The sequence below is a fragment of the Pedobacter zeae genome, assembly GCF_014196715.1.
GTDB classification, from domain to species: domain Bacteria; phylum Bacteroidota; class Bacteroidia; order Sphingobacteriales; family Sphingobacteriaceae; genus Pedobacter; species Pedobacter zeae.
This window is the reverse complement of record NZ_JACIEF010000001.1, coordinates 1,390,875-1,403,856: the sequence shown is the minus strand read 5'-3', so window position 1 is coordinate 1,403,856 and position 12,982 is coordinate 1,390,875. Positions and strand designations below refer to the sequence as shown.

The window sequence follows — 12,982 nt, the reverse complement described above, 5'->3', positions numbered from 1 at the left end:
TCATGAAAAATAAAAAACTCTATATACTGGCCATCCTGGCAATTGCCTTTTCATCATGCAAAAAAGAGCTCGATGAGGTGAACATCAACCCCAATGCACCCGAAGTTGCACAGCCGGATTATTTGCTTACCGGAACAACCAAAGCCACAGTAGACAGCTATTGGGGCGTAACCAATAACATGAACTCGAGCCTGCTTTTTGTGCAACATTGGGCCAAAGTACAATACACAGAAGAAGATCGCTTCATTTACTCGAACAGTAGTTTTACAGCTTTATGGTCAACGGGTTATGCACAAAGTATTGCCGGATTTAATAAAATCATCGAACTGGGCGATGCGCAGGGCAATCCGAATTATAAAGCTGTAGCGCTTGTACTAAGGTCATGGACATTTTTACTGCTTACCGATGCTTATGGTGATGTCCCCTATTCGCAGGCAGGAAAAATTAAACAATTTGTTACCCCTGGTTACGACAAACAAAAGGATGTTTATTACGGCATTTTAAGCGATTTGAAATCAGCGCAGGCGGCTTTAGATCCTGCAGCAAAGCCGATTGCCGGTGACGTAATTTATAGCAATAATATTGCACTATGGAAAAAGTTTACCAATTCGCTGAGGCTTCGTATTGCCCTGCGGATTGCTGATAAAGATCCGGCTAAAGCCAAACAGGTGATTGACGAAATACAGGCAGAAGGAGGCGCTTATATCGGTAGTAATTCAGAAAATGCTGCGCTGAAATATGATGTTTCACCTCAGCAAAACCCAGTGGCAGCTTCATTTGAAACGCGAAACGATTACAGGATCAGTAAAACAATTGTAGATAAACTTGCTTCCTTAAATGATCCAAGGCTACCCGTTTATGCCAGTAGAACTGAAAATCCACCGCAAGGTTATGTAGGGATACCAAACGGTTCTACCAACTCTGAGGCAAGTGCCATTGGCTTGGCAAACTCTTCAAAACCAGGCGCTTATTTTCTTGATCCGAAAGCACCTGCGGTAATTTTAAGTTACGCTGAAGTACTTTTTGACAGGGCAGAAGCAGCCGCCCGTGGTTTTACCACAGAAAATGCAGAAGATTTATATAAACAGGCCATTACCGCTTCTTTACAGCAATATGGAATAAATGGCAATGACCAGATTACGGGTTATTTAGGTAGAGCTGATGTACAATACGACCCAGCCAACTATAAAAAATCGATCGGCCAGCAGAAATGGATCGCCTTATTCGGACAGGGCTTAGAAGCCTGGGCCGAGCAGCGGAGGTTAGATTATCCGCAGTTAACGGCCTCGGTAAATACCGTTCTGAATGGTAAAATTCCGGTGCGTTTTATTTACCCTGGTACCGAACAATCATTAAACGGACAAAATTATAAAAACGCGGTAAGCAGCCAGGGTGCCGATTTATTAACCACCAAACTTTGGTTTGATGCTTTTTAATTTAGCTTATCATGATATGGGATATTTCCTTCCCATGTTTAAATAAAAAAACGTCCCGGTTTAAACCGGGACGTTTTTTTTCAGAGAAATAAATATTTAGCCTCTTCCTGTTCGCTATTCCTGCACGGTATTCATCTCGCTAAATCTTCTGCGGCATTGCTTGCCCTTGTTTTCAGGTTTTCTGCATAACCTTTTGCTTTATCGGCCCATTGTGGTGCACGATCTAAAAGTTCATCAACGATTGATTGTCCGGTAACCGGATCTTTCTTAGTGATATATTTTACGCCGGCATATACTGCAGCGCCAATGATTGCTGTTTTTAAAATTCCCATGTTTTTTCTTTTTTTAGTTAAACATTTTGAGACCGTTAAAAGTTTTAGACAATTCGAAATAACAGTTGTTACAAATACGCTAATTGCCGTTATATTAACCTTTCTGTTTTTTCACGGAAGCACGAAAGCCACAGAAAATATTGTTATACCAATCTGTGTTTCCGTGGCAGCTGATGTGTTGAGTAAGCTATCAGGTGTTGTTGCGGCAGATCCATATTTGCAAATCATAATTTCGTCCGGTAAAGATCCTTCAAGTCTGTTCAGGCTGACAAAACGGGTAAAAGAATTATTCAGGAAGTTTTCCGTGATAATTTGTGTCTCCGTGGCAACCACTTGATGTCGAATAGACAATCATTCTTAAATTTTTATCAATTATCACTATTAAATTTATATATTTCGGCCAGTTAACCTCCGGTAAATCCATTAAACCAAATATTGTTGCATGAATAAGGAAAAGCTGTTCAGTGAAATAAAAGATTTAAGCATCATAAATTCTTTCTCGAAACATGAACAGCTGGTACAGGGAATTATCAATGGCCTGAATCATAAATTCATTGGCAAAGGTGATATGCTGCCATCCGTTAATGAAATGATGAGGGAAACCGGTTTTGCCAAAGAAACCATCGGCAAAGCCTATAAAGAGCTGATCAACAGGGGTATACTGGAATCTAAAAACCGAATGGGCTATTTTGTCGCTACAGATGATACCGAACAGCATTTAAAGGTTTGTTTATTAATTTATGCTTTCGACACCTTCCAGGAAACTTTTTATCAGAACTTCCGCGACCATTTAGGCGATAACATCCAGGTTGATGTATATTTCCACCACAACAATTTCAGTGTTTTCGAATCCATCATCAACAGCAATAAAGGCCAGTATGGTTTGTATGTAATTGCTCCGATAGAAAGCAAAGAAGCTAAAGAAGTACTGGAACAGTTGCCCAAAGAAAAACTGTTGATCGTTGACCGTTATGTAAAATTAAAGGGCGATTATTCTTACATTGTTCAGGAGTTTGAAAAGGCTTCGTATAATGCCTTTTTAGAACTGGCGCCAAGGATTAAGGAATTCTCAGAATTTATTTTCTTTTTCAAACCTTCATCTGCCGAACCCAGGGAAGTATTAACTTCCTTTAAACGTTTTGTAAAGGAATTTAACATCAATGGCGTAGTCAAAAATAGTTACGAAGCCGGTAGCATTGCACCAGATAAAGTTTATTTTACCATACACAACCTCGAACTTTGGGAAATGTTGAAAGATACGAAAGTAAAAGGGTTAAAAGTGGGCAAAGACCTGGGTATCCTTTCGCATAATGATGACAATGTAAAAGAGATCATTTTTGACGGGATTACCACTTTTTCTATCGATTTTGCACTTATGGGTCGTCTCGCTGCCGAATTTGTACTCAGCCTGAAACCCATTAAACATGTAATGGAGAATCAACTGATCAGGAGAAATTCACTTTAATACCATAACGTGGGTACCATAGCCATTATCAGTTTTATTTTGTTCACGGTATTGGCCGCGGTGATATCTTACTTTAAAACCCGTAGGTCGCAGCGCTCTACCATCAGTGGTTTTTTCTTTGCCAACCGCACCAATGGTTTTATTATTATCGGTGCTTCCTTGTTTTTCAGTAACATCAGCGCCAACCAGTTTATTGGTGAAAACGAATCGGTTTATATCAATAACATGTCGGTAATTGGCTGGGGAATTTCATCTATCCTGGCCATGATTATTGTTTCAGAATTTTTCATCCCTATATATTTTAAAACGGGTATCCGCACCATTCCCGATTTTTTGGAGAAACGTTACGATAAACAGACCAAAACATTCGTTTCGGTGGTTTTCCTCTTTAGTTATATTATTAACCTGCTGCCAGCGGTACTTTATGGTGGAGCAGTAGCTTTTAGTAACCTGATCGATCTTTCGGGTTTTCACCTTTCCTATTGGGAGAGCATCTGGGTATTTGTATGGATTATGGGGCTTATTGGCTCGATTTATACTATTCTGGGTGGTTTCAAGGCTATTACAATTTCTGATACCGTATTGAGCGCCGGTATGCTGGTGCTGATTATCGCATTGCCATATTACGGATTGCGTTATCTGGGGCACGGCGATTTTTTCCGTGGACTTTCTACTGTACTTTCTACCAAGAAAGAACACCTCAATGCCATTGGCGGTAATCACGACGCTGTGCCTTTTTCTACCTTATTTACCGGTATGCTCATTGTAAACCTTTATTATTGGGGCATGGAGCAGTACATTATTCAGCAGGTGCTGGCGGCTAAAAGTTTGGAAGAGGGGCAGAAAGGTATTGCATTAACCTGTTTTGCCAAATTACTTTGTCCGCTGCTGATCAATATCCCGGGTTTAATCGCGGTGCACCTGTATCCTGTATTAACCAATACCAACCAGGTATTCCCTTTACTGATTAAAGATGTATTGCCGCCACTATTAATGGGCCTTTCAGCCTGCGTGCTTTTTGGTGCAGCCATTACCACTTTTAATGCAGGACTGAACAGTTCGAGCACCCTGTTTCTGCTGAATTTATATAGCCCGTTGATGGAGAAAAAGGGCAGGGTATTATCTGATAAAAGCTTGCTACGAACGGGGCGGTTATTCCAGATCTCAGTATCCTTGTTTGCGATGTTCTTTGCGCCCTTTATTATTTTTTCGAAACATGGTTTTTATGAATACCTGCAAAAGATCAGTGCTATTTTTAGCCTCCCGATCTTTACCATCATCTTCATTGGTTTTATCACCAAAAAAATGCCACCCGTTGCTGCTAAAATTGGGATGTTTTTCTTCATTTGCTGTTATGTAATGAGCGAGTGGGTATTTTCCATCCACCTGCATTATCTACATACGCTGGCCATTATATTCGTCGGCACGGTATTCTTGATGCTGGGCATCTCAAAACTGTATCCCAATCAGGAACCCTACCATTTGATACCCGCCAATAAAATTGATATTATTCCCTGGCAGAATAGGTACTACTACCATATCATACTGATCTTACTGATGGCACTTGTATTTTTTATTTTCTCTCCCTATCTACTTGCTTAGAGGCGCAATTCATTTCTTTACATATTTGTGTTTAGCGTTTGGAATATTAAATTATTTGACTATACTTGTATCTGGAAATAATAGGATAGGATAGGATAGGATAAATTTTACATCGTATTCCTTTTAGCATTTGATTTTCTTTTAGAAAAGGGCATAAAACGGCAAATAATAATTAGCCATTCCTGTACCCGAACTAATTTCCATTAACCAAATAATTCCAAAATATGAGAAATTTTACAAATTATTGTGCAGCAGTGCAAACCCTTCTTTCGATTGCTAAAGGATGGCCAGCAGGTTTACCGGTTCATAAAGAGCGCTGATTCCTGTCGATCTACATCTATCTACAATTTTTTAATTCATCATTTAAAAAGCTTATTGGCAAATGAAGCAATTATTTTTGTTTTGCAGACACCTTACGATGTCTGACAAGGTAAAAAATGCATTGGCATTGACAGGTTCGATGCTTGTATTTTTCCTGATTTTTATCCCGGTAAAGGGTTATTCCCAAACGGGAAAGAAAACCATTACAGGTAAGGTTACGGATACTTTAGGGGTAGGGCTGCCCGGAGTAACCGTAGCTGTTGTGAACAAGGTTAACGTAGGTACACAGACCGATAATAACGGAAAGTTTGTGCTTGATGTAGCGCCCGGTGAAATATTAAGGTTTTCTTATGTGGGTTACCGCGAACAGCGGGCAACCGTTGGTGCGGCTAATGTGATCAACATTAAATTAACCGAAGAAAATATGCTGTCGGAAGAGGTGGTGATTACCGCCTTGGGGCAAAAACAGCGTAAAGAAGCTTTGGTGGGTTCGGTTACCACGGTAAAAGTGGGCAACCTTAAAATACCTTCGAGCAATTTAACCAATGCACTTTCCGGTCAGATCGCGGGTGTGATCGGTTATCAGCGCAGCGGGCAACCCGGACAGGATAACTCGCAGTTTTTTATCCGTGGGGTAACTACCTTTGGTTACAAGCAGGATCCTTTGATATTGATCGATAACGTAGAGTTAACGAGCTCTGATCTGGCGCGTTTACAGGTAGATGATATCGAAAGTTTCTCGATCCTGAAAGATGCCAGTGCTACAGCACTGTATGGCGCACGCGGGGCAAACGGGGTAATTTTAGTGTCTACCAGATCCGGTAAGGAAGGTAAAGCCAAAATCAGTTTCAGACTGGAAAATTCTTCATCTCAGTCTACCCAGAACCTCGAGCTTGCCGATCCCATTACGTATATGAAGCTTTTTAACGAAGCCTCTATCGGCAGGGGAATGGATCCTAAATTTACGCCTAACCAGATTATCAATACCCAGGCTACGATAAATAAAAGCCCGGGTTATAACGAATATGTTTACCCTGCGGTTGATTGGCTGGGCCTGCTGTTTAAAAAACGGACCAATACCCAGCGCGCCAATATGAGCGTAAGCGGTGGAGGAGGTGTAGCCAGGTATTATATTGCCGGTTCGTATAACCTGGATAATGGTGTGCTGAATCAGGACGACCGGAACAATAACGATAACAACGTGAAATTCAGGAATTACCAGTTGCGTTCCAATATCAATATCGATTTAGGCAAAACCACCGAACTGGTGGTGCGTTTATCGGGTAATTTTAGCGAATACAATGGTCCGCTGGCTACCGATGGCGGTTTTTCTACCGATCTTTATAATATCGCCGTACACACCAGTCCGGTTTTATTCCCCGCTTATTTCCCTGCCGATGCCGCAAATCAAAACGCACAGCATATTTTATTTGGAAATACAGGCGGCACAGGAGTAAACAGCATTTTATATAACAACCCTTATGCGGCGTTGCTCCGTGGGCATAAAAATTCAACCGAATCACGTATGTCGGCGCAGTTAGAGCTTAACCAGAAACTCGACTTCCTTACCGAAGGTCTTTCGTTCAAATCGATTTTTAGTACCAACAGGTATTCTTATTTCGATTCATCGATGGCTTACTCACCATTTTATTATAATGTTGGCTCGTATGATAAAGCAAGCAATACTTACGTGTTAAACTGGTTAAATTCATCGGTAACCAGTGGGGCACCTAACATTGCCCAGGAATATTTAAGTTATTACCCGGGCGATCCGAACATCAGTACCTTTCTTTACGGACAGGCTGCTGTAAACTATGATCATACTTTTGGACGAGATCATACCGTAAGCGGCGCCCTGATCGGTACTGCCCAGCAGAACCTGTATAACAATGCTAAAGATCCGAAAACCAATACGCGTACGCTTCAATACTCACTTCCTTACCGTAACCTGGGGTTGGCAGGAAGGTTAACTTATTCATACAAAAGCCGTTACTTTTTGGAAACCAACTTCGGTTACAACGGATCGGAAAGGTTTTCGGAGAACCATCGTTTTGGTTTTTTCCCAACCATTGGTGCGGGATGGATTGTTTCGAACGAAAAATTCTGGACAGGCGGAATTGCCAATGTGGTTAACCGTTTAAAACTAAGGGGAAGTTTTGGCCTGGTGGGTAATGATGCCATTGGATCGCAACGCTTTTTCTACCAGTCGGATGTAAACTTAAATGGGGGTGGTAATTATGCCCAATTTGGGTATAATGGCGGCGCTACACGCCCTGGGGTATACATTAACAGCTACGAAAACACCGATATTACCTGGGAAACTTCCCGCCAAACCAATCTGGCTTTAGAAGCTACGCTTTTCAAAAACATGAACATTATTGCGGAGGTATATAATAACGACCGTTATAATATTTACATGATCCGTAAAAACGTACCGACTACCCTGGGTTTAGAGGCTATTGATCCCAATACCGGCGCACCTGATATTGGTGCGAATATCGGGAAGGCCAGGTCAAGGGGTATCGATTTATCGCTCGATTATAAGTTTAACGTAAATGCATTTTCTTTTGCCGTACGCTCTAACTTAACTTTTGCCAAAAATAAATACATCAATTACGAAGAGCCACAGTGGGCAGAAGCTTACCGATATACCACGGGGCAGCCGATCAGCAGAAATTTCGGTTACATTGCCGAACGTTTATTTGTAGATGATAAAGAGGTGCAAAATTCGCCAACGCAAATTTTCTCTACAGGTGGTAAACCCCCAAGAGCAGGCGATATCAAATACCGCGATTTAAACAACGATGGTAAAATAGATGATGCCGATAAAGCTTACATCGGTTTTCCGCAATCGCCTGAAGTGGTGTATGGTTTCGGTTTCAGCTCTTCCTACAAAGGTTTCGATCTGTCGGCCTTTTTTACCGGACAGGACAGGATGACTTTCTTCATCGATCCCAGAAAGGTAAGCCCTTTTGTACCGAGTGATCAGCAGTATATTTATGGCAATACACAATTGCTTAAAGATTTTGCTGATAACCATTGGTCGCCCGAAAACCAGAACCTTTATGCACTTTATCCCCGGTTGGCAGTAAATGCTGCAGATCTCGAAAACAATGCACAAACCAGCACCTGGTGGATGAGAAATGGCCGTTTATTGAGGCTTAAATCAGTTGAACTCGGTTATACGCTTCCACAGCGCATTTCCAGTAAAATCAAGCTCAACTCTTGCCGTATTTATTTTAATGGTTTGAACCTGCTTACCTGGAGTCCATTTAAAATGTGGGATCCTGAGCAAGGTGGAAACGGGTTTGCTTATCCTATCCAAAAGGTATTCAATGTTGGTCTTAATGTAACCTTATAATGAAAACGATAAAAACATATTTTACATTCGGCTGCATCATCATGGTGTTAGGCACATTTGTATCCTGTAAAAAGTACCTTGATATTACGCCTGATAACTTAGGTACCCTCGATTATGCCTTCAGGAACAGAAATGAAGCCGAAAACTATTTATACTCTTGTTATGCTTACCTGCAGCGCATGAATGATGTGGCGTCGAACCCGGGTTTTACCACTTCATCAGAACTGATTTATTCGAACACGCTCGATAATTACCAGGGTTTTAACCGTACCGGATTCAACCTGTTAAGGGGAACACAAACAGCCGCGAACCCTGGATTGAATGCATGGGACGGTAGTGAAGGAAGTTACAGCCTGTGGCGTTCGATCAGGATCTGTAACATTATGCTCGAAAATATTGACAAACCAATTGATTTGAGCGCTGCTGAAAAACGACGCTGGATTGCCGAAACCAAATTTTTAAAAGCCTATTATCATTACGTACTTTTTAAAATGTACGGACCTATTCCCCTGGTTAAAACCAACCTGGCCATTAACAGCAGCACCGACGAGGTACGTGTTAAAAGGGCACCAGTTGACGAAACCGTTGATTATATTGTTTCTTTGCTGGATGAGGCCATTCCTAATCTACCCGCTACAATTACCAGTCAGGCTACAGAACTGGGCAGGATCACCAGTATAATTGCCTTATCAGTTAAAGCCGATGTGCTGGCAACAGCAGCGAGTCCGCTTTTTAACGGCAATCCTGATTATATCAGTTTTAAAGATAAAGATGGGGTAAGCCTGTTTCCCGCAGCTTTCGATGCGCAAAAATGGAAAAAAGCAGCTGATGCGGCAAAAGCAGCTATAACCGCGGCAGAAACTCAGGGGATTAAACTGTACACTTTCCAATCGCCAACTACCGTGGGTAAACTATCCGATTCGTTAAAAAGAGAGCTGGATGTACAGAATGCCGTGACGGAAAAATGGGAACTGAACTCGGAAATTATCTGGGCTTCCAATCCGGAGTTTAACTACCAGGGTTTTTCAACGCCAAGGCTTACTGCAAAATCGGCGGTAAACAATTTCTCTAACCCTTCTACTTTTTCTGCGCCGATAAGCACACAGGAACTTTTTTATACCGTTAATGGTGTGCCGATCAGCGAAGATAAAACCTGGGATTATGCCGGCAGGAATACCATTAAAACAGGTGATTATGCCAGTCGCTATTACATCCAGCAGGGGTACGAAACCATTAAAGGCCATTTTGCGCGCGAGTCACGTTTTTATGCCGATATCGCTTTTGATGGTGGTATCTGGTTCGGAAATGGCCGGAATAACCAGGATGATCCGTCAAATCCATTGTACTATGTTTCGGCCCGTGGAGCGGGATTTGCGGCACCGAGCGATAACATCAGGTTAAACATTACCGGTTACTGGCCTAAAAAACTGGTTAGTTATGCTTCGGTTTATGATGACGGTTTCCAGGCATCGCCATTCCGCCTACCATTAATCAGACTGGCCGGTTTGTACCTGCTTTATGCAGAGGCATTAAACGAGGTAAACGGACCAACTACAGAAGTATTTACTTATATTGATAAGGTTAGGCAAAGGGCTGGTTTACAGGGTGTTCAAGCCTCGTGGACAAACTTTTCCAGAAACCCGAATAAGTTTAATACTAAAGATGGTTTAAGGCAGATTATTCACCAGGAGCGAAGGATAGAACTCTGTTTTGAAGGGCAAAGCGGTTGGGATTTAAGGAGATGGAAAGAACTTCAGGCCGTTTTAACTGCACCCATACAGGGTTGGAGCATCAACAATCCGGATGCTATTAACTATTACCGCCCAAACACCCAGTTTATCCCTGTTTTTGGTTTAAAAGATTATTTATGGCCGATCAGAAGTTACGACCTGGTTGTAAATCCAAACCTGGTGCAAAATCCTTATTGGTAGTTTAAAATATGAAAGATATGAAACGTATTAAAAATAGTATTTACCTCATCCTTATCGTTTCCCTTTTGGCCAGTATTGCTGCCTGCAAAAAGATGGAAAGCTATAACGATCCTTCTTCATCTGATATGACGAAGCCTGGCGTGGTAAGCAATATTAAAGTTGATAACTTTAATGGCGGTGCCTATATTACCTATACTTTGCCAAATTCGAAAAACCTTTTGTATGTGCTGGCACAGTATAAAATAAATGGTGTAACCACCCGCGAAACGAAATCGAGTTATTATTCTGATTCGATTATAGTTGATGGTTTTGCAAAAAAACAGGGTTATGATGTAACGTTGTACGCCGTAAGCAGGGCGGAAGTTAAATCAGATCCGGTGGTGGTAAGGGTTAATCCTGACACGCCTCCATATCTGCTTGCAAAACCCACCATTAATGCCGAACCCGATTTTGGAGGATTCAAAATTAGCGGGACAAACCCGGCAAAAAGCAACCTCGGGATTATTTTGCTTGGTATTGGCGATAACAATGCCTCTGATGTTATCGATCAGCATTACGATAAGGCCGGGGTAATTGGCTATTCGGTAAGGGGTTTTGCGCCTGTGCCTAAAAAAATTGGCTATTATGTTACCGATAATTTCGGCAATATATCCGATACCACTTACAAAACCATTACCCCATTCTATGAAACTTTATTGGATAGGACCAAATTTTTCCAATACAGGCTTCCTTCCGATGGTGTAATTGCATACGGTTGGGATCTTCCTTACCTGTGGGATGGCAAAACCGATGGTAACTCGAACGGATGGCATACTGCTCCGGGAGGAGCCATGCCTGCAATTGCCACTTTTGGCCTGGGGGTGAGTGCAAAACTAAGCCGCTTTATTTTATGGGAAAGGCCGGATGGCAGCGATAAATTTGCTTATGGCCATGGCAATCCGAAGGTATTTTCGGTTTGGGGCTCTGATGCTGTAGCTCCGCGTGATGCGCAGCTTCCTATGTCAGCTCCGGAAGGTACCGTAATTGGCGACTGGATTAATATGGGTAATTATAACTATCCTAATCCGCCGTCGGGCGCAACACCCGTAGCGCATACCACGGCCGATAACGATTTTGTAAAAGCAGGCGTAAGTTTCAACTTCCCGTTAACCAACCCTAAAGTGCGCTATATCCGGCTCTCGGTAAGCACCACGTGGTCTAACGGTACTTTTGCACATGCCATGGAAATGGCTTTTTATGGCGATCCCCGATAGTTAATGATAATTTAAAAAGATAAATTTTCAGATATGAAAAGTATATATAAAATCAGTGGCCTGCTATTACTGCTGATAACAGTAATCATCAGCTGTACCAAAGATGACCTTGCTTTTAAAGAATATTTAAAAGACGGCGAGATCGTTTATCCGGGCCGGGTAGCCAATATTATAACCAAACCGGGTAATTTAAGAACAGCTCTGTGGTGGAATACAAGTCCCGACCCGAGTGTAACCAAATATGTGGTGTATTGGAACAACAATGCCGATTCGGTAGTGGTTAATGCCACTACGCACAATCCGCTTGATACCATGAAAGTAACCATCCCCAATTTAAAAGAGTATACTTACACTTTTACGGTTTATTCTTATGATGCACAGGGGCATAAATCAATTCCGATCGAAGCCAGAAATGTTAGGGTTTTTGGTCCGTTATACCAATCAGGTTTGTTAAACAGGCCCTACAATGCCACAAACCCTTATGTAGTAAATAGTAATGGATCGGTACAGTTAAATTTTAATACACCCGATACCATCAACATCAATACTATAGTGAGGTACACCAATACAGCGGGTGCCAGCGTGGATAAAATCCTTTTGCCTAAGGATACCGCCATTACACTTCCGGATTATAAGGCTGGGACCAGCATATTGTATAAGTCATCTTATATTCCCGGTAAAGGTTCTTTAGACATATTTTCAGTAACTGATTTTTCTACTTTTCCTCAAATTTTCACTTATGTACTCTGCGACAGGTCGCTTTTTGCAGAAGTACGTTTGCCTGGTGATGCACAAACCTACGAATCGGGTACAAGTATCAGCAAGTTATGGGATGGGAGCGTTGGTCCGCAGGGTTATCCGAATATCTTCCACAGTTCAGGCAATAGCGGTATGCCACATGTGATTACTTTCGATTTAGGTAAGGTTTATAATAATTTATCGCGCATTGAAGAAACCGGCCGCGATTGCTGTAATAATCCTGATCGCTTTGAGGTTTGGGGCATTGCCGATTTAACCAATGCAGCCACTACCTTGCCGGCAAGTAATAGCGGTTGGCCAGCCGAGGCCACCAGTAAAGGCTGGACGCTATTAAAAGACGTGATCAGATCGGATGATGGCAAAAATGCCTTTACTTCCGAATTAGATAACGGAGGTAAACCGATTCGTTATATTCGCATCAGGATTAAACATGTAACTACTGGAGATGGCAATTATAGCAATATGAGCGAGCTCAGGTTCTGGAACAAGCAGTAAATGTAATTGGATTCGATTAATAGGGCG

Annotated in this window: 8 protein-coding genes; 7 read left to right on the top strand and 1 reads right to left on the bottom strand. The window is 41.9% G+C overall.

What is annotated here, in order from left to right:
• Window positions 1-2: 2 nt before the first annotated feature.
• Window positions 3-1,436 (top strand): SusD/RagB family nutrient-binding outer membrane lipoprotein, encoded by a 1,434-nt coding sequence (locus GGQ60_RS05860; RefSeq protein WP_183760782.1) that lies wholly within the window; start codon window positions 3-5, stop codon window positions 1,434-1,436.
• Between the two features lie 131 nt (window positions 1,437-1,567).
• On the opposite strand, the gene GGQ60_RS05855 is transcribed toward GGQ60_RS05860, so the two are convergent.
• Complete coding sequence (locus tag GGQ60_RS05855; RefSeq protein ID WP_183760780.1) at window positions 1,568-1,768, bottom strand: YtxH domain-containing protein; 201 nt, start codon at window positions 1,766-1,768, stop codon at window positions 1,568-1,570.
• A gap of 442 nt (window positions 1,769-2,210) precedes the next feature.
• Here GGQ60_RS05855 and GGQ60_RS05850 point away from each other — a divergent pair, with 442 nt between their 5' ends.
• The 6 genes from GGQ60_RS05850 (at window position 2,211) to GGQ60_RS05825 (ending at window position 12,955) form a co-directional block, all read left to right on the top strand.
• On the top strand, window positions 2,211-3,233 hold the full coding sequence (locus GGQ60_RS05850; protein WP_183760778.1) for a GntR family transcriptional regulator: 1,023 nt from the start codon (window positions 2,211-2,213) through the stop codon (window positions 3,231-3,233).
• A 9-nt stretch (window positions 3,234-3,242) separates the two neighbouring features.
• On the top strand, window positions 3,243-4,835 hold the full coding sequence (locus GGQ60_RS05845) for a solute:sodium symporter family transporter (protein WP_183760776.1): 1,593 nt from the start codon (window positions 3,243-3,245) through the stop codon (window positions 4,833-4,835).
• 382 nt (window positions 4,836-5,217) lie between these two features.
• A complete protein-coding gene (locus GGQ60_RS05840; protein WP_229685097.1) occupies window positions 5,218-8,517 on the top strand; it encodes a SusC/RagA family TonB-linked outer membrane protein in 3,300 nt (1,099 codons plus the stop codon).
• The gene (locus GGQ60_RS05835) at window positions 8,517-10,448 is read left to right on the top strand and encodes a RagB/SusD family nutrient uptake outer membrane protein (protein WP_183760774.1); all 1,932 of its coding nucleotides are present in this window, start codon (window positions 8,517-8,519) and stop codon (window positions 10,446-10,448) included. Before GGQ60_RS05840 ends, GGQ60_RS05835 begins: the two co-directional genes overlap by 1 nt.
• Before the next feature lie 17 nt (window positions 10,449-10,465).
• Window positions 10,466-11,701 carry a DUF5000 domain-containing lipoprotein gene (locus GGQ60_RS05830; protein WP_221235884.1) on the top strand — a complete coding sequence of 412 codons (1,236 nt, stop codon included), beginning with the start codon at window positions 10,466-10,468 and terminating at the stop codon, window positions 11,699-11,701.
• A gap of 33 nt (window positions 11,702-11,734) precedes the next feature.
• The gene (locus GGQ60_RS05825) at window positions 11,735-12,955 is read left to right on the top strand and encodes a DUF4998 domain-containing protein (protein WP_183760772.1); all 1,221 of its coding nucleotides are present in this window, start codon (window positions 11,735-11,737) and stop codon (window positions 12,953-12,955) included.
• Window positions 12,956-12,982 lie beyond the last annotated feature (27 nt).